15 protein-coding genes and 1 tRNA gene are annotated in these 17,206 nt (G+C 66.5%); 10 read left to right on the top strand and 6 right to left on the bottom strand.

Features of this window, described 5'->3' with window-relative positions:
- Nucleotide 1: 1 nt before the first annotated feature.
- Nucleotides 2-232, top strand: a complete 231-nt coding sequence (locus OXQ33_RS01780) for a DUF2274 domain-containing protein (protein WP_267432922.1) — start codon at nt 2-4, stop codon at nt 230-232.
- Nucleotides 229-462, top strand: a complete 234-nt coding sequence (locus tag OXQ33_RS01775) for a DNA-binding protein (RefSeq protein ID WP_267432921.1) — start codon at nt 229-231, stop codon at nt 460-462. Before OXQ33_RS01780 ends, OXQ33_RS01775 begins: the two co-directional genes overlap by 4 nt.
- On the opposite strand, the gene OXQ33_RS01770 is transcribed toward OXQ33_RS01775, so the two are convergent.
- Complete coding sequence (locus OXQ33_RS01770; protein ID WP_267432920.1) at nt 459-1,790, bottom strand: type II toxin-antitoxin system HipA family toxin; 1,332 nt, start codon at nt 1,788-1,790, stop codon at nt 459-461. The two genes, OXQ33_RS01775 and OXQ33_RS01770, sit on opposite strands and share 4 nt — an antisense overlap.
- 2 nt (nt 1,791-1,792) lie before the next feature.
- Nucleotides 1,793-2,041 (bottom strand): helix-turn-helix domain-containing protein, encoded by a 249-nt coding sequence (locus OXQ33_RS01765; RefSeq protein WP_042485091.1) that lies wholly within the window; start codon nt 2,039-2,041, stop codon nt 1,793-1,795.
- 503 nt (nt 2,042-2,544) lie between these two features.
- Here OXQ33_RS01765 and OXQ33_RS01760 point away from each other — a divergent pair.
- On the top strand, nt 2,545-2,745 hold the full coding sequence (locus OXQ33_RS01760) for an AlpA family phage regulatory protein (protein ID WP_084220569.1): 201 nt from the start codon (nt 2,545-2,547) through the stop codon (nt 2,743-2,745).
- Nucleotides 2,746-2,776: 31 nt separating this feature from the next.
- Here the strand turns inward: OXQ33_RS01760 and OXQ33_RS01755 are convergent, their stop codons facing one another.
- The gene (locus tag OXQ33_RS01755; protein ID WP_267433052.1) at nt 2,777-3,994 is read right to left on the bottom strand and encodes an integrase arm-type DNA-binding domain-containing protein; all 1,218 of its coding nucleotides are present in this window, start codon (nt 3,992-3,994) and stop codon (nt 2,777-2,779) included.
- A 150-nt stretch (nt 3,995-4,144) separates the two neighbouring features.
- Nucleotides 4,145-4,220: transfer RNA gene (locus OXQ33_RS01750), tRNA-Thr, on the bottom strand.
- A 138-nt stretch (nt 4,221-4,358) separates the two neighbouring features.
- Between OXQ33_RS01750 and OXQ33_RS01745 the strand changes: the two genes are divergently transcribed.
- On the top strand, nt 4,359-5,159 hold the full coding sequence (locus tag OXQ33_RS01745; protein ID WP_267432918.1) for a hypothetical protein: 801 nt from the start codon (nt 4,359-4,361) through the stop codon (nt 5,157-5,159).
- Nucleotides 5,160-5,239: 80 nt separating this feature from the next.
- On the top strand, nt 5,240-9,853 hold the full coding sequence (locus OXQ33_RS01740; protein WP_267432917.1) for an NAD-glutamate dehydrogenase domain-containing protein: 4,614 nt from the start codon (nt 5,240-5,242) through the stop codon (nt 9,851-9,853).
- Between the two features lie 345 nt (nt 9,854-10,198).
- Here the strand turns inward: OXQ33_RS01740 and OXQ33_RS01735 are convergent, their stop codons facing one another.
- Nucleotides 10,199-11,989, bottom strand: coding sequence for an aminopeptidase P family protein (locus OXQ33_RS01735; protein WP_267432916.1), 1,791 nt, complete (start codon nt 11,987-11,989; stop codon nt 10,199-10,201).
- Nucleotides 11,990-12,276: 287 nt separating this feature from the next.
- Here OXQ33_RS01735 and OXQ33_RS01730 point away from each other — a divergent pair, with 287 nt between their 5' ends.
- Genes OXQ33_RS01730 through OXQ33_RS01710 form a run of 5 tightly spaced genes read left to right on the top strand, consistent with a single transcriptional unit; the run spans nt 12,277 to nt 16,495 of the window.
- On the top strand, nt 12,277-14,346 hold the full coding sequence (locus tag OXQ33_RS01730) for a S9 family peptidase (protein ID WP_267432915.1): 2,070 nt from the start codon (nt 12,277-12,279) through the stop codon (nt 14,344-14,346).
- Complete coding sequence (locus tag OXQ33_RS01725; protein WP_267432913.1) at nt 14,322-14,927, top strand: DedA family protein; 606 nt, start codon at nt 14,322-14,324, stop codon at nt 14,925-14,927. Before OXQ33_RS01730 ends, OXQ33_RS01725 begins: the two co-directional genes overlap by 25 nt.
- The gene (locus OXQ33_RS01720; RefSeq protein WP_267432912.1) at nt 14,924-15,316 is read left to right on the top strand and encodes an acyl-CoA thioesterase; all 393 of its coding nucleotides are present in this window, start codon (nt 14,924-14,926) and stop codon (nt 15,314-15,316) included. Before OXQ33_RS01725 ends, OXQ33_RS01720 begins: the two co-directional genes overlap by 4 nt.
- A gap of 49 nt (nt 15,317-15,365) precedes the next feature.
- Entirely contained in the window at nt 15,366-15,863 is a 498-nt protein-coding gene (locus tag OXQ33_RS01715; protein WP_267432911.1) for a methylated-DNA--[protein]-cysteine S-methyltransferase, read from the top strand.
- Complete coding sequence (locus tag OXQ33_RS01710) at nt 15,860-16,495, top strand: FMN-binding negative transcriptional regulator (protein ID WP_267432910.1); 636 nt, start codon at nt 15,860-15,862, stop codon at nt 16,493-16,495. Before OXQ33_RS01715 ends, OXQ33_RS01710 begins: the two co-directional genes overlap by 4 nt.
- Nucleotides 16,496-16,804: 309 nt before the next feature.
- On the opposite strand, the gene OXQ33_RS01705 is transcribed toward OXQ33_RS01710, so the two are convergent.
- Complete coding sequence (locus tag OXQ33_RS01705) at nt 16,805-17,206, bottom strand: OsmC family protein (protein WP_267432909.1); 402 nt, start codon at nt 17,204-17,206, stop codon at nt 16,805-16,807.

The following is a 17,206-nucleotide window of genomic DNA, read 5'->3' as shown; positions in this document are numbered from 1 at the left end:
CATGGCCGATCTCAAGCTCGGCAAGCTGCCCGACCGCACGCCGGTCAAGCTGGCCATCACCATCACGCCGGACCTCCAGTCGTCGTTGCAGGCCTATGCTGCGGCCTATGCCTCGACCTACGGCATTGAGGAGCCGGTCACCGAATTGATCCCCGCGATGTTGTCGGCCTTTCTGGAGAGCGATCGGGCGTTCGTGCGCAAGCGCGACGCGCGAGTACGGGGGCAGACATGATCGAGCGGGCATGGGAAAGGAAGATCAAGCCGCTGACGGTCCGCGTGGCAACGGCGGTTCGTATCACCGGCCTCAGCCGCTCGCGGATCTACGAGCTCATCCAGTCGGGCGACCTCGAGACGACGAAGGTCGGCCGTGCCACGCTGGTCCAGTATCGCAGCCTCAAGCGGTTGACCGACAATGAGGATGGCGGAGAGGGGCATGCCGGACATGTTTTGCAACGCGACTAGCTTAGCTCCGTAAACGCCGTGTCGAGACGTGCCAGACGATCGGCGATCGCGCGGCTTACGCTGGCATGGACGTCGTCGGCGAAGTCGTCCGGCATTGCTTCCCGCGCGACGTCCGCGGCCGTGACGGCTTTTTTGCGAATGTCGGTGATGACCTTGTCGATAATGGTCGGGCCGATACCCGCGGCTCTCGCGGTCTGGACGAAGTGCCGGCCCAGGACTTCCTCGACCTGGTAATGGCGGCTGGTGCCCGCCGACATTGCCAACCGGAAACTCTTCTGTGCCAACTGTCCGCGATCGACAGCATCCTGGACGCTCAGGACATCGTAGAAGGGCGTCAGCTTGAAGCCGCCGCCCGGACGCAGGAAGAGGCTGAAGTTTTTCGCATGTCCGTCGGTCGCGCCGATGAGCCAGAAGATGATCTGGCTCGACAGGAATGTCGCCTGATCCTCGGTCGGATCGTCGCTACCGCCGAGCAGTCTTATGATGTCCGCCGCGGCGGGACCACCTTCGCTTTGGTATTTCTGGGAGGATGGCACGCCGAGTGCCTGACAGCAGTCTTCCTGCGGAACGCGCAGCAGTCGGCCATCGGCGAGCCATCGGCGATCGAACCGCTCTACGACCAGCGCGCGCCGCGCTCCGAAGGTGACGATCTCGGTTTTCGCGACCGGCAAGCCGAAGGCACCCAGCAGCGCCAGGCAGTAATGCTCGTTGTCGACACTGGCGGTAATGTCGACCGTGCCGGTCGAGGTCGGAATCTCGCCGAGCTGAGGCTTTAGGATATGCGTTGTCGGAGTCGTTCCGATTGGACGCAGCCACTGGCCGTCGTGGCGCCGCAGCGCGGTCTTCTCCTGCGCACCCGCGATCGAGATTCGGAATTCCTGGCCAGGATCGATCCCGAGCGGCGCACCTTTGAGATTGTCGAGGAGGTGTTCGATATCCTCGTCGCTCAAAGCTTCGCCCCGTATATCGCCTATGGCGTCGATGGCCTCACCGTCGGGCAGGAACTGCATCGCACCGACACAATCCCGGCCGGTGCGGGCCAAGAGACTGTACGGATCGGTACCTTCGGCACCCGTGCGCTCCGCCACGCGGCGTCGGATATCTACGCTGTCGGGAAGCAGGTTGTCGAAAACGGCGAGTACCGGCGCGCCGCGATAGGTGGTTGCACGAAGCGGCAGTGACAGCGAGGCCGCAAATGCGTGCTCCCACTCGAGCCAGCTCTGATCATAGCGGAACGATACGGCGCCGCTCGTTTCCTTCTCGAGGCGGCCGACGAGGCGATTATTGATCAGCACGTTCAGGGGAACGTGGGTCTTGCGGCGTGCCATTGTCAGAAGATTTCGCTCAGGTCAGCGCTGCCCTTGCTGCGCGGTGCGATCTGCATGTCGAGGTCGAGCGCTGCCAGGATACCGAACAGGGTGTCGAGCTTCGTACCCGTCTGCCCGCTTTCGATGCGGGAGATCGTCTTCTGCCCGGTGCCAACCAAGGCCGCCAGAGCCTGCTGGGTGAGGTTGCGCTTGGTCCGCGCGTTATGGATGAGCGCACCGAGCTGTTTGGGAGAGCGAGCAATATGGGCCACGGGAGACGCCTTTCAGTGACGGCATACCCTATAAGGGATAAACTAGCGATATACCTTGAAGGGTGTATTGTGTATTTATACCCTGTGGGGCATTATCAACGTTAAGGACGCTGGGCTATATCGGGCGTCCGCGAGGGTAGCGGCCAGAGGCGGGGAAGAGCTATTCTCGTCAGCATGGTTGGACGACGACATGTAACGCGCGCGATTCCAACGTTTGCCAGCCTTGCCTTCACGCCCTTGCGCAGATTTGGGTGGGGCGCCGTCGATATCCACCAAGCATTGCGACACTCGCGCTCTTTGCCTCGGGTCACAAAACAGAATGGATCCAGACGGAGCAGCTTGGCACCACGCCAGCGGCGTCGATGCCGTTCCTGCAGCATCGTGAGAGACGGTAGCGAATGTCCCTCGCGAGCACCCCGGAGGACCCAAAGAGGATCTACTCCACTTAGCGGGGAAACAGGACCTTAGCGGTTCCCAACCGCAAAAACCGAAAGGTGGTACCCATGTCCGCTAATCCTGACCGCTTTCTCCGTCTGAACGCCGTCCTGGCGCAGACAGGACTTTGCCGTTCCACCCTATATCGCAAGATGGCCGACGGCACCTTTCCAAGGAGCACTCAGCTCAGCACCCGCTGCATAGGTTGGCGTGCATCGGCCATCGACGAGTGGATGCGCAATCCCGCTTCCTACGATCCTGCGAAATGACGCCATCATCGCATGGCAGGCGTAGCAAGTCCTACGCTCGCTTGCGAAACTTGCCCTTGATGACGGCACCGCCGATCCGGAGTTGGTCGAGATAATCCGACCACCACTGCGCCATGCGCACCCGTTCCGCCCAGTGCGCGCCGCGATGATAGGCGGCGCGCACCTTGTCCTTCTCGCCATGGGCCAGCGCGCGCTCGATGGCATCGGGATGCCACAGCCCTGACTCGTTGAGGAGCGTGCTGGCCATGGCGCGGAAGCCGTGGCTGGTCATCTCATCGTTCTCGAACCCCAGGCGGCGCAGCGCGACGTTCAGCGTATTGTCCGAGATGCAGCGCTTGGTGGTATGAAGCGCCGGGAAGAGGAATTCGCTGTCCCGCGCCAGCGACCGCAGATCCTGCAAAAGGAACAGCACCTGCCGCGACAAGGGTACGGCATGCGGCTGCTTCATCTTCATGCGCTCGGCCGGCACGCGCCAGACTTTTTCGGCGAAGTCGATCTCGCTCCATTTCGCCTGCCGCAACTCACCCGGGCGCAGGAAGACATGCGGCGCGATCCTGAGTGCATGCAGGGTCTCGGGCCGGCCCGTGTACCCGTCTATTGCGCGCAGCAGGTCGCCGACTTTCTTGGGCTCGACGATCGCCGCATGATGCTTGACCCTGGGAACAGTAAGGGCGCCGCGCAGGATGTCGGCTGGATTACGCTCGGTGCGCAGGGTCGCGAAACCATAGCGGAAGACACGGCCGGCGAAGGAGCGGAGCCGAAGCGCCGTCTCATGATGCCCGCGACGCTCGACCCGCTTCAGCACGTCGAGAAGCTCATGCGGGGTGATCGCCGCGATCGGACGCTTGGCGATGCCATCGAGTAGTTCGAGGAACCAGCGCGCTTTCTTGATGGTAGCGGGGGAACGGCCCTCGCGCTCCATCTTCTCGATATATTCCCCGGCGACGAGCGCGAACGTCGTCTGCGCCGCCAGTTCGGCCTTCAGCCGCCGCTGGCGCTTTTCCTCCACAGGGTCGATCCCGTCATCGAGTTCGGCCTTGGCCTCGTCGCGTTTCCGGCGCGCCTGCATCAAGGTGACATCGGGGAAACTGCCCAGCGATAATTTGCGCTCGATGCCGCAGCACCGGTAGCGAAAGCGCCAGAGCAGGGCGCCGGATGGCTGCACCAGTAGATATAGGCCGTCCGAATCGGCCACCTTGTAGGGACGCTCTGCCGGTTTCAGCGCCCGGATCTGCACAACCGTAAGCATGGGGCCACGCCTCCTGCAACGTTCGTGGCCCCATGATTCGTGGCCCCTTTTGAGTGGGCCACGGCGGAACATAATGAGATTTCACGGGACCGCCGAGAGGCATTTTACCGCAGATTTCTGCGGTTTTCCAGGTTTGTTCCGGGGACGTGATGGTGCCGCTTACAGGACTCGAACCTGTGACCCCCGCATTACGAATGCGATGCTCTACCAGCTGAGCTAAAGCGGCCCGTCGATCGATCCGGCTGGTATCCGGTCGAGGTGGGCGCGCTTAACAGGTCGTTGGGGGGCTGGCAAGCGTCTTTGCGATCTTTACCCGGGGTTAACTATAGGTGGGCATGACCGGAGCATGGCCAGGAAGACAGTCATGAACAGCGCCCCGCGCCCCGATACCGCATCGGTCGGGAGCGACGTGGCGGATCGAGGCGATGATGTGCTTCTGGACCTCGGTGGGGTCGAGCGGCGGTTGCATGCGCGGGCTTATCACCATTGGGCGTCGCTGCTGGGGGATGCGCGCTTCCCGGTGATCGGGGCGCTCGAATCCGAGGCGATGGGGGATTTCGCAGCCAATTCGGTCCTGCTCGACTTTCGCGGCGACCGGCGCGATCCGGCCATCGCCTATATCGGCCAGGCGCTGCGCGAGGAGTGCGGCATGGCGGGACCGGTCAAGCGCGTCGCCGACCTTCCCGAACGATCGCTGCTCGCCCGGCTGACGGGGCATTGCGACCGGATCCTGATCGATCAGGCCCCCGCGGGGTTCGAGGCCGAGTTCATCAACGGACGGGGGCGGACGACGCTCTATCGTGGCATTCTGCTGCCCTATTCGTCCAACGGGCTGATGATCGATTTCGTCCACGGGGTGGTCAGTTGGAAGGAGCTGGCCGATCCGCTGTTGCAGGCGACGCTAGATTCGGCGCTGCTTCAATCCGCGAGCCGTCCGGCGGCACCGGTGGCGCAAGGGACCGCCGAGGACCTGTGGAATCCGCCGTCCGCCAAAGCGATGGCCGAGCCCGAGGTCATCGGGCATGTCGATTTCGCGACCGATGCCGCCCCCGGAACGCCGATGGTGCTGGTCGGTCATGTCAGCGTTGACGGCGGTGTGGCGATCACCGGGTCGGTCAGCGGCGACGCCCGGTTGGCGGAAAGGGTATTGCGCGCCACGCGCTGATAATTGCGCTGCGACGCAACATCTTTTCTCGGGTTGCAAAGGGTTGAGCGGCGCGAACGCCGGGCCTAGGACTAGCGGCCATGGCACCGAATATGTCGCATCCGATGGCCGACGCGATTGCCGCGCGGCTGACCCAGGGCGCCCTTCCGGCGGAGTTGCAGGGGTTTGGCCCCGCGGAGGTGGCGGCCGCGGCGGCCTTCGTCGCGGGGGTGGCCCAGCGGCGCGCACCGGGCGAGCCCTCCATCGCGCTGGAGCCGATATCGGGCGATGACACGCATCGCCGGATGCGCCTGGCCATCGTCAATGACGACATGCCCTTCCTGGTCGATTCGATCGCGGCGATGGTCGGTGCGGACGGCATCGCGATCGACCGGGTGATCCACCCCGTCCTGCCGGTCACCCGTGACGGTGAGGGTGAGCTTCAGGCGATCGGCGCGGGTGGAAAGTCCGAATCCTTCATCTACCTGGAAATGGAACGCGCCGACGCGCGCGACCGGCGGGGGCTGGTCGATGACCTACGCGCCGTGCTGGCCGATGTCCGGGCCGCCGTTGCCGACTGGTCGGGATTGCAGGATTCGCTCGCCGCCGATGCGACGACGCTGGGCGAGAAGAATGGCGAGGGCGCGGCGCTGCTCCTCTGGTTCCTGGGCGGCAAGTTGACGCTGCTGGGCCATGAGAAGTGGTTCGAAGATGGCCGCGACGCCCCCGCACTTGGCATTGCGCGGACGCCGCACAAGGTGCCGCTGCTGGCGGACACGTCGCGCCAGCGCGCGCTGGACTATTTCGTCGAGGGCGGCGCGGCGCCGTTGTTGCTGAAGTCCAATGCGATCTCGACCGTGCATCGCTCGGTGCCGCTCGACCTGGTGCTGGTGCCGATCATGGAGGGCGGCCGCGCCGTCGGCCTGTCGATCCATGCCGGGCTGTGGACCAGCGCGGCGCTCGCCAGCCCGCCGCATGAGGTGCCGGTGCTGCGGACGCGCCTCGCCGCGCTGCAGGCCAAGTTCGGTTTCGATCCGCGCGGCCATACCGGCAAGGCGCTGACCCATGCGCTGACCGCGCTGCCGCACGATCTGGTGACGGCGTTTCCGGGCGAGGCGCTGGAGCAGCTGGCGCTGACCGCCATGTCGCTGGCCGACCGGCCGCGGCCCGAGCTGGTACTGATCCGATCGGTGTTGCAGCGGCATCTGTTCGCGTTCGTCTGGCTGCCGCGCGATGAGCTAACCACCGCGCGGCGTGTCGCCATCGGCGACATGCTGGGCGAGGCCGCCAATGGCTCGCTGCTCAACTGGTCGATCGCGCTGGAGGACGGCGTCGTCGCGCTGATCCGCTATACCATCGACCTGCGCCAGGACGGCCGCCTGCCGGATACGGCGGCGCTGGCCGAGCGGTTGCGCAAGATGGTGCGCGGCTGGATGCCGGATGTCGAGGCCGCACTGGCCGAGCAGGTGCCCGCGCCCCGTGCTGCGCGTCTGGCGCTGCGTTGGGCCAATGGCTTCCCGACCAATTACCGCAATGTCAGCGATGCGGCCGAAGCCGCCGCCGACATTCTGCGCCTGGCGTCGCTGGAGAATGAGGACAGCCGCTCGGTCCGCCTGTTCCCGGTCCAGCCGGGGCAGGATCGCCAGCTGAAGATCTACAAGCTGAACGGCGCGCTGCCCTTGTCGGACGCGGTGCCGGTGCTGGAGAATTTCGGCTTTCGGGTGATCGGCGAACTGCCGACCCGACTGCGCGACGAGGCCGATCCCTTTGTCCATGACTTTATCGTCGAGACCGAGGCGACCACCGAGCCCAAGGGCGCGGCGGTGCTGGAGGGCGCGATCGCGGCCGTGCTGGAGGGCAAGGCGGAGAATGATGCGTTCAACCGCCTGATCGTCGATGTGGGGCTGAGCCCGCAGGCGGTGGTGCTGTTCCGCGCCTGGTTCCGTTACCTGCGCCAGGCGGGGCTGCCTTATGGCCTGACCACCGTGGTCGATGCGCTGCGCCGGGCGCCCAGGCTGGCGACCGCGCTGATCGAGCGGTTCACGGTGGCGCATGATCCCAAGGCGACCGGCGACATCGCCGCCGCCGATGCCGCCATCGCGGCGGGGCTGGATGCGGTGTCGGCCATCGACGACGACCGGATTTTGCGCAGCTTCCGCGACATGATCGCGGCGACGTTGCGCACCAACGCCTTTGCCGAGGCGGGCAAGGAAGCGCTGGCGTTCAAGCTCGACAGCCACAAGATTCCGGGCCTGCCCGCGCCGCTGCCGTGGCGCGAAATCTGGGTCTACAGCCCCCGCGTCGAGGGCATCCACCTGCGCGCCGGGCCGGTGGCCCGTGGTGGCTTGCGCTGGTCGGATCGCCGCGACGACTTCCGCACCGAAATCTTGGGGCTCATGAAGGCGCAGCGGGTCAAGAACGCCGTCATCGTGCCGACCGGGGCCAAGGGTGGTTTCTACCCGAAGCAACTGCCCTCGCCCGTCACCGACCGCGACGGCTGGGCAGCGGAGGGCAAGGAAAGCTACCGCGTCTTCATCCGCGCGCTCCTGTCGATCACCGACAATATCGTCGAGGGCGCGGTGGTGCACCCCGAGGGCGTGAAGGTGCTGGACGGCGAAGACCCCTATTTCGTGGTCGCCGCCGATAAGGGCACCGCGACCTTCTCCGACGTCGCCAATGCGCTCGCGCTGGAGCGCGGCTTCTGGCTGGGCGACGCCTTCGCCTCCGGGGGTAGTCAGGGTTATGACCACAAGGCGATGGGCATCACCGCCAAGGGCGCCTGGGTCTCGGTCCAGCGTCACTTCGCCGAGCGGGGCATTGACGTGCAGAGCCAGCCCATTCGTGTCGTCGGCTGTGGCGACATGTCGGGCGACGTGTTCGGCAACGGGATGCTCTTGTCCAAGGCGATCAAGCTGGTCGCGGCGTTCGACCATCGCCACATCTTCCTCGACCCCAACCCCGATCCCGCCACGAGCTGGGAAGAGCGCGCGCGGATGTTCGCTTTGCCGCGGTCGAGCTGGGCGGATTACGACACCGGCCTGATTTCGCCCGGCGGCGGGGTCTTCCCGCGTTCGGCCAAGACGATTCCGCTGTCGGACGAAATCCGCGAGGCTTTGGGCATCACCGCGACCTCGCTGGAACCAGCGGCGTTGATCTCGGCGATCCTGAAGGCCCCGGCCGATCTGCTCTGGTTCGGCGGCATCGGTACCTATGTGAAGGCGGCGGCGGAGAATAATGTCCAGGTCGGCGATCCGGCCAATGACCGGCTGCGCGTCGATGCCGAGGATCTGCGGGTCATCGCCATCGGCGAGGGTGCCAATCTGGGCGTGACTCAGGCCGCGCGCATCGCCTTTGCCGAGCGTGGCGGGCGGATCAACACCGACTTCATCGACAATTCGGCAGGCGTCGACTGTTCGGACAACGAGGTCAACATCAAGATCGCGCTGAACCGCGAGATGATCGAGGGCCGCCTGGCGGAGGACGACCGCAATACGTTGCTCGCGTCGATGACCGACGACGTGGCGCATCTGGTGCTGGAGGATAACCGGCTCCAGACGTTGGGCCTGTCGATCGCCGAGGCGGACGGCGCGGGCGCGATGCCGAGCTATGTCCGTGTCATCGAGATCTTCGAGAGCGCCGGGCGGCTCGACCGCGCGGTCGAGGGGCTGGCCAGCAACGACGTGCTGTTGCGGCGCGGGCAGGACGGGCTGGCGCTGACCCGGCCCGAACTGGCGGTGTTGCTGGCGACGGCTAAGCTGACACTGCAGGATGCGATCGAGACCAGCCCGCTGGCGCTGGACGACGAACTGCTCCCCGATCTGCGTGCCGCCTTCCCGGCGGCGATGCAGGCGCAGTTCGGCGAGGCGATCGACCAGCATCGCCTGCGCGGCGAGATTGTCGCCACCAAGCTCGCCAACCGGATCGTCAACCGGCTGGGCATCCTCCATCCGTTCGAGCTGGCGGAAGAGGAAGGTGCGGCGATGGCCGACATCGCGGCGATGTTCGTCGTGGTCGAGCGGCTGTTCGATCTGCCCAGCCTGTGGACCGCCATCGAGACGGCGGCGATGCCCGAGGCGGCGCGCATCGCGCTGTTCGACGAAGTCGCGCGCGCGACCCGGTCGCAGATTGCCGACCTGCTGCGCGCCATGCCGGCGGGCACCGCGCCTGGCGCGGCGCTGGAACGGTTGCAGCCGGGGATCGAGCGGCTGGCGGCGGAAACGCCCGCGCTGCTGCGCGACGAGGCCAAGGCGCAGAGTGCGCGGGTCGTCGCGGCGCTGGAAGAGGCGGGTGCTCCGGCCGACCTCGCGGCGCGGGTGGTGCGGGTGTCGGAACTGGACGGCGCGGTGGGTCTGGCCGATCTCGGCCAGCGCCTGTCGCTCGACGAGACGCGGCTGACCCATGCCTTTACCCGTCTGGGCCAGGCGCTGGGGCTGGACTGGGCGCAGGGCCAGGCGGCGCGGATCAACCCCAGCGATCCGTGGGAGCGGCTGCTGATCGCGGGCCTCGCGCGCGATTTCCAGCAGCAGCGGCTGGACTTCCTGGGCCGCGCGGGCGCGACCGACCCGGAAGCGGCGGTCGAGGCATGGCTGGAGCGCAATGCGTCGCGCGTCGGCCAGTTCAAGGCGGTGATCGACCGGGCGCGCCTGGCCGCGCAACCCAATGCCGCGATGCTGGCGCAGATCGCAGGGCAGGCGCGGGTGCTGTTGGGTCGGTAACCTGTTCCCCGGCGAAGGCCGGGGTCCAGTAGCCGTGCCCAATGAAGGGTACAGAAACGCCGCGTGGGAAGCCCCTCCCGCGCGGCGTTTTTTGTGTTCACGCGAAGCCGCGAGGACGCGAAGAAAGAAGAAGATTTGTTCGCGCGGAGGCGCGGAGACGCGGAGGTGTCTCGCCCGCCGCGCCAGCGGCCCTCTTATCTCAGGCGTTGATGAAGTGAGAGCGCTGCCGCGCACGCACCCTCTCTGCGTCCTCTGCGCCTCTGCGCGAACAATCTTCTCCGCGCCTCCGCGTCTCCGCGCGAACCAAATCTCTTCGCGCCCTCGCGGCTTCGCGTGAACCAAAAATCAGATCGCCGCACACTTCTCCAGCAACCAGTCGCGATCCGCCCCTTCCAGCTCCGGCGCCAAAACCTCCGCCACCCGCGCATGATAAGCGTTGAGCCACGCCCGCTCCCCCGCGGTCAGCAAATCCGCCACGATCAAAGTCCGCTCGATCGGGCAAAGCGTCAGCGTCTCGAAGCCCAGCATCTCCCGGTCCGCCCCTGCGATCTCGCGCCGCTCGACCAGCACCAGATTCTCGATGCGGATGCCATATTCGCCCGCCTTGTAGTAACCGGGCTCGTTGGACAGCATCATGCCCGCCCGCAGCGGCTCCATCGCCGCGCCGCCGGGATAGTTGGGCGCGGCGATACGTTGCGGTCCCTCATGAACCGACAGGTACGCGCCGACCCCGTGGCCGGTGCCATGCGCATAATCCAGCCCGACCTCCCAGAGCGGCCGCCGGGCCAGCGAATCCAGGTGCCCGCCCAACGTCCCATCCGGGAAGACCGCCGTGGCGAGGCCGATATGCCCTTTGAGCACACGGGTGAACCGGTCGCGCATCTCGTCCGTCGGCGCGCCGATCGACATGACGCGGGTGATGTCGGTCGTGCCGTCCCGATATTGCCCGCCCGAGTCGATCAGGAAGAGCTGGCCCGGTTCGATGGGGGCGTTCGACTCCTCGGTGACATGGTAATGCGGGCTCGCACCATGCGCTCCGGTCGCCGAGATGGTCGAGAAGCTGGTATCCTTGAGCAGCCCGGTCGCCTCGCGAAACGCCAGCAACCGTGCGGCGGCGGAGAGTTCGGTCTGTCCGCCTTTGGGGCATTCGCGCTCGACCCAGTGCAGGAACCTCACCATCGCCGCCCCGTCGCGGATCGAAGCCGCGCGGTGCCCGGCGATTTCGGCGGGGTTCTTGATCGCCTTGGTCAGCACCACCGGATCGCGAAGCGCCAGTACCTTGGCCCCGCCCGCCTCCAGCGCTTGCGCGATGGCCGCCACCGCGCGCTCGGGGTCGGCGACGACGCGCTTACCCGCAAAGCCCCCCAGATAACCCTCGAACGCCGCGCGTTCATGCAGCCGCACCGCATTGCCCAGATGCGCGCGCACTTCGGGCGTGATCTTCTCCGGCGCGACGAACAGGTCGGTCTCGCCGTCCGCATGGACGATGGCATAGGACAAGGCGACCGGCGTATGCGCGACATCGGTGCCGCGCACGTTCAGCGCCCAGGCGATCGAATCCAGTGCCGACAACACCACCGCATCGGCGCGCTGCTCGGCCAGCCATTCGCCGATCCGCGCGCGCTTGGCCGCCGAGCTTTCGCCCGCGACTGCATCGTCCTGCACCGTCAGCACGGCGGGGGAGGGGGCGGGGCGGTCGGACCAGATCGCATCGATGGGGTTGGTGGCGACCGCGACCAGTTCCGCATCCCGGTCGGCGAGCGCCGCCGCCATGTCGGCGACCTGCTGGCGGGTGTGCAGCCACGGGTCGTACCCGATCCGCTGCCCCGCCGCCGCCTCGCGCCCCAGCCAGCCCGACACGCTGTCCTGCGGCACGGGGACATAGGCATAGTCCTCGCTCGACACCTGCTCGCGCACCTGGAGCGTGTAGCGCCCGTCGGTGAAGATCGCGGCCTTGTCCGCCATCACCACCGCGGTTCCCGCCGATCCGCCGAACCCGGTCAGCCAGGCTAGGCGCTGCGCATAGTCGCCGACATATTCGCTCATATGCTCGTCGGTCAGCGGCACGACGAAACCATCGAGCCCCTGGGCGGCAAGTAGGGCGCGAAGCGCGGCAAGGCGGGAGGAATGGGGCATGACGGGACCTGAAGGCGATGGGAGGATGATCGCGGTCTAGCCCTGCACGCCCGTATCGTCGACCCAGAAGGGGCGAGTTAGAAGGGTCAGGCCGGAAGGGGCGTATCCCATCCTCCGTTTGCACTGAGCGAAGTCGAAGTGCACGTACCGCCCATCGCCGCACGGGATTCCCATGGCCTTCGACTTTGCTCAGGCTGAACGGAGGTGGAGTTGCGAGCTGGGGAGAGGGTATGAGGAAACCGCTCGACCCCCTTCCGGTAGGACGTAACCCTAGCTACATCCGGGCGATGACCGAACCCGCCGCGCCGACGCCGCCCGTTGCCGAAACCCGCCCTCACAGCTTCACCGCCCACGGGATCACCATCGAAGATCCCTATGCCTGGCTGAAGGACCCCGCCTATCCGGAGGTCGAGGACAAGGACGTTCTCGCCTATGTCGAGGCGGAGAATGCCTATTTCGACGCGGTGATGGCCCCGCGCCAGCCGCTGATCGATCGCCTCTATGAAGAGATGAAGGGGCGGATCAAGGAGGACGAATCCTCGGTTCCCCAGAAGGACGGAGACTGGCTCTACTGGACCGCGTTCGAGACCGGCGGGCAATATCGCAAATGGTGGCGCAAGCCCGTCGCGGGCGGCCCCGACGAGCTGCTGCTCGACGAACCGGCGCTGGCCGAGGGCAAGGAATATTTCCGGCTGGGCGCCTTCTCGATCAGCAACAATGGCCGCTACCTCGCCTATGCGATCGACGACAATGGCTCGGAACGGTTCGAGGTGCGGGTCAAGGACCTGACCACCGGCGAGCACCTCCCCGACGTCATCCCCGGCATGTTGTCGGAGATCGTCTGGGTCGCGGACGATAGCGGCTTTCTCTACGGCGTGGCGAATGCGCAGTGGCGGACCGACAATGCCCGCTTCCACCGGCTGGGCACGCCCGTGGCGGACGATGTCGAACTGTTCCACGAGGCGGACGAAGGCTATCGCGTCGCCGTCGCCGAGACCTCCGCGCGCAACTGGATCGTGATCGCGACCGGCGACCATGTCACCAGCGAGGTGCGACTGCTTCCCAGCGACAATGTCTTTGCCGAACCGATCCTGGTCGCGCCCCGGAAAGAGGGTCGCGAATATGATGTGGACGAGCATGACGGCACGCTGTTCATCCACACCAATGACGTGGACCCGCAATTCCGCCTCTGCACCGCCTCGATCGACAATCCCGGCGACTGGCATGAGCTGATCGGCCCCAACCCGCATTTCTACATGACCGGGGTGGAGTGCTATAAGGACTTCTTCGTGGTCGAGGGGCGCGAGGACGGTTTGGACCGGATCGCCATCCACCGCTACGACACGCCGACCGTGCCGCAGCGGATCGAATTTCCCGAGGCGAGCTATACGGCGGGTCTGGGCGACAATCCGGAATATGACGTGTCGGTCCTACGCCTCGGCTATGAGTCGATGGTCACGCCGGGCACCGTCTATGACTATGATGTGGCGACCGGTGGGCTCACCGTGTTGAAGGTGCAGGAAATCCCGTCGGGCTATGACGCCGACAAATATCGGACCGAGCGGCTGAAGATTCCCGCGCGTGACGGGACGATGGTGCCGGTGTCGATCGTCTACCCGAAGGACTTCCCGCGCGACGGATCGGGCAAGCTGTTCCTCTATGCCTATGGTGCCTACGGCTATGCCATTCCGCCGGGCTTCTCGACCGGGCGGATGAGCCTGCTGGATCGCGGTTTCGCCTATGCCATCGCGCATATCCGCGGCGGTGACGATCTGGGCCAGCAATGGTATCTGGACGGCAAGCTGGAAAAGCGGACCAACACTTTCAACGACTTTGTCGACGTGGCGAAGGGGTTGATCGACGGCGGCTGGACCCAGGCGGGCAGCATCGCCATTGCGGGCCGCTCGGCGGGGGGCGAGCTGATGGGCGCGGTGGTGAATTCCGATCCCGAGCTGTGGGGCGCGGTGATCGCGGACGTGCCGTTCGTCGACGTACTCAACACGATGATGGACGCCGAACTGCCGTTGACGCCGGGCGAATGGCCCGAATGGGGCAATCCCATCGAGGACAAGGCGGCGTTCGAGCTGATCCGCAGCTACAGCCCCTATGACAATGTGAAGCCCCAGGCCTATCCGCCGATGTTCATCTCGGGCGGGCTGAACGATCCGCGCGTGACCTATTGGGAGCCCGCCAAATGGGCCGCTCGCCTGCGCGCGACCAAGACGGACGACAATCTGCTGCTGCTCAAGACCAATATGGGGGCAGGGCATGGCGGCAAGTCGGGCCGGTTCGAGTCCCTGCGCGAGGGGGCGGAGGAGCACGCCTTCATCCTGTGGCAGATGGGAGTCGAATCCTGAGCATAGAGGCGATCGTCGCCCGTTATGGCGTGGTGGCCATCGCGCTCGGCGCCGGACTGGAGGGAGAGACGGCGGTCGTGACCGGCGGCATCCTGGCGCATCAGGGGCTGGTCGGCTGGCCCGCCGCGCTGGTCGCCGCCGCCATCGGGTCGTTCCTGGCCGACCAGATCTTCTTCATAATCGGTCGACGCTCGCGCGACGGGCGGTGGATCGGCAAGCTGCGCAAAAGGCGGGTCTATGCGCGCGTGACCCATATGATGGAGCGTTATCCGGTCGGCTTCATCTTCGCCTTCCGCTTCCTCTACGGCCTGCGCACGATCAGCCCGGTGGCGCTGGGGACCAGCAAGGTGTCGACCCGGCTGTTCGTCGCGGTCAATGCGGTGTCCGCCGCATGTTGGGCGTCGATCTTCGTCGGGATCGGTTATCTGTTCGGCGAGGCGTTTCAGGAACTGGCGGCGCGCTATCGTCCCAGCCTGCTGCACATCTTGATGGCGGCGGCGCTGGTCATGGTCGCGGCCGCGATCGGCTGGGGCGTGCGTTCGCTGTGGCAGAGATACAGGGACCCGAACGAACAGGAATGAGCCGCTTTTCGATCCAGATCACCGCTGCCCCCGAGCATATCGACGAACTGGGCCATGTGAACAACGCCGTCTGGGTCCAGTGGATTCAGGCGATCGCCACCGCCCATTGGGAAGCCGTCGCCCCGCCCGAGCATGTCGCCGCCCATGTTTGGGTCGTGACCCGGCACGAGATCGACTATCGCGGCAATGTCGTCATGGGTGAGACGGTGACCGCCGAAACCTGGGTGCCGAACCCGCCCAAGGGCGCGCGGTTCGACCGGCATGTCCGCTTCATCGGCGCGGACGGGCAGGTGAAGGTGGAGGCGGTGACCACCTGGGCGCTGATCGACCGTGCGACGGGCCGGTTGCTGCGCGTCACGCCCGAGATTGCGGCACCCTTTCGGCTTTGACCGCAAGAAGCGGGACGCATCGCCGCGCGCTATCGGTTAAGGTCGCGCCATGTTGAGCGAATGCACCATGGCCTCGCCGGTGGGCGAGCTGACCCTCGTGGCGAGCGACCAGGGCTTGCGCGCCGTCCTATGGGCGGCGGAGCGGGCGGGCCGCGTGCCCTTGCCCGATCGACGCAGCGATCCCGCCCATGCCATTCTGGCCGAGGCCGTTCGGCAACTCGGCGAATATTTCGACGGTCGGCGGCGCGGCTTCGACCTGCCGCTCGATCCCGTGGGCACCGACTTCCAGAAGAGCGTCTGGACCGGCCTGAACACCATTCCTTACGGCGAGACGCGCAGCTATGCCGCGCTCGCCGCCGCGATCGGGCGGCCGGGGGCGTCGCGCGCGGTGGGGGCGGCGAACGGCCGCAATCCACTGTCGATCGTCACGCCCTGCCACCGGGTGATCGGCGCGAACGGCACGCTGACCGGCTTTGCGGGCGGGCTGGCGGTGAAGCAATGGCTGCTGGCGCACGAGCGCGGCGAACCGGCATGGGCGCTCGCATGAGCTACCCGCCCCGCCAGTTTCGGGAAACACGCGAAGCGGTGCTGCTGGAGGCGATTGCAGCCATCGGCCTCGCCTCGCTGGTCGTGGTGCGCGACGGTGCGCCCGAGGCGGTATCGCTGCCGATGCTGGCGGTGCCGCTGGGCGATGGCTGGGTGCTGGAGGGGCATGTCGCGCGCGCCAACCCATTGTGGCGGCTGGCCGAGGGCGGCTGCGCGGCGCTGGCGATCTTTCAGGGGCCGCACGCCTATGTCCATCCCGGCTGGTATCCCGGCAAGCGCCAGCATGGGAAGGTCGTGCCCACCTGGAACTACGTCACGGTCCATGCGCATGGGCGGCTATCCCCGACGCGCGATCCGGCCTGGCTGGCGGCGCATCTCGCCCGGCTGACCGATGCGCGGGAAGCCGGTCGCGACGATCCCTGGTCGCTGGACGATGCCCCGGACGGTTTTATCCAGGGCTTGCAGCGCGGGATCGTCGGGCTGACGCTCCGGATCGAGCGGCTGGAAGGCATATGGAAGATCGCGCAACATCATGATGACGCGAACCGCCACGGCGTGATCGCCGGGCTGGCGGCGTCTTCCGACCCGGGCGACCGGGCGATGGCGGAGGTGATGGCGAAGGCGGAGCGTTAGGGCGGATCGACATTCCTCCATTCCTCCCCTGGAAGGGGAGGTGGCAGGCCGTCAGGCCTGACGGAGGGGTGTCGCGCTCTCGAGAGGGGGACACCCCTCCACCATGCTGCGCATGGTCCCCCTCCCCTTGCAGGGGAGGAATAAGGATTGTGCAGCCTGAATGTCGATCGAACCTCGGGGCTTGAGGCGGTCCGCCAAGCGCTCGCTGGCCGGGGGAGGGGGCGCGCCGGGCGCGGCGTCCTTTGTCGAAGCCCCTCCCTCCGTCAGGCCTGCGGCCTGCCACCCCCCCGTGCCGGGGAGGATGGTCGGTCAGTCCTGCCAAATGATCCGGATCGGCGCATCGATGCCCAGTGCCGTATGAACCGGGCAGGCCTGCGCCGCCGTTTCCAGCCTGCGCCTCTGCGCGGCGTCGAATACGCCTGGTACCGCGACCGTCACCGCCATTCTGGTGATCCGGCGCGGGGCGTTGCCCATCTCCTTGGTCACGGTCGCGGTCGCGCCCGCCAGTTCCAGCCCGGCGACGCGTCCCGCCATCGCCATGATGCTGAGCACACAGCCGCCCAGCGACACCGACAGCATGTCGCTGGGCGAGAAATTCTCACCCCGCCCGCCCAGTTCCTGCGACGCATCCATGACCAGCACCGCGCCATTGTCGGGATGTGCGACATGGCAGCGCAGGCCGCCTTCGTAATGAACGACGAAATCGGCCAT

The sequence above is a fragment of the Sphingomonas sp. GM_Shp_1 genome (assembly GCF_026540895.1).
Classification (GTDB): domain Bacteria; phylum Pseudomonadota; class Alphaproteobacteria; order Sphingomonadales; family Sphingomonadaceae; genus Sphingomonas.
This window is presented reverse-complemented; position numbering and strand designations above follow the sequence as displayed.

Coding starts and splice junctions, on each gene's coding strand:
- OXQ33_RS01780 (WP_267432922.1), top strand. CDS start 2: ATGGCCGATCTCAAGCTCGGCAAGCTGCCCGACCGCACGCCGGTCAAG.
- OXQ33_RS01775 (WP_267432921.1), top strand. CDS start 229: ATGATCGAGCGGGCATGGGAAAGGAAGATCAAGCCGCTGACGGTCCGC.
- OXQ33_RS01770 (WP_267432920.1), bottom strand. CDS start 1,790: ATGGCACGCCGCAAGACCCACGTTCCCCTGAACGTGCTGATCAATAAT.
- OXQ33_RS01760 (WP_084220569.1), top strand. CDS start 2,545: ATGTCCGCTAATCCTGACCGCTTTCTCCGTCTGAACGCCGTCCTGGCG.
- OXQ33_RS01755 (WP_267433052.1), bottom strand. CDS start 3,994: ATGCTTACGGTTGTGCAGATCCGGGCGCTGAAACCGGCAGAGCGTCCC.
- OXQ33_RS01745 (WP_267432918.1), top strand. CDS start 4,359: ATGAACAGCGCCCCGCGCCCCGATACCGCATCGGTCGGGAGCGACGTG.
- OXQ33_RS01740 (WP_267432917.1), top strand. CDS start 5,240: ATGGCACCGAATATGTCGCATCCGATGGCCGACGCGATTGCCGCGCGG.
- OXQ33_RS01735 (WP_267432916.1), bottom strand. CDS start 11,989: ATGCCCCATTCCTCCCGCCTTGCCGCGCTTCGCGCCCTACTTGCCGCC.
- OXQ33_RS01730 (WP_267432915.1), top strand. CDS start 12,277: ATGACCGAACCCGCCGCGCCGACGCCGCCCGTTGCCGAAACCCGCCCT.
- OXQ33_RS01720 (WP_267432912.1), top strand. CDS start 14,924: ATGAGCCGCTTTTCGATCCAGATCACCGCTGCCCCCGAGCATATCGAC.
- OXQ33_RS01715 (WP_267432911.1), top strand. CDS start 15,366: ATGTTGAGCGAATGCACCATGGCCTCGCCGGTGGGCGAGCTGACCCTC.
- OXQ33_RS01710 (WP_267432910.1), top strand. CDS start 15,860: ATGAGCTACCCGCCCCGCCAGTTTCGGGAAACACGCGAAGCGGTGCTG.
- OXQ33_RS01705 (WP_267432909.1), bottom strand. CDS start 17,206: ATGGCCGATTTCGTCGTTCATTACGAAGGCGGCCTGCGCTGCCATGTC.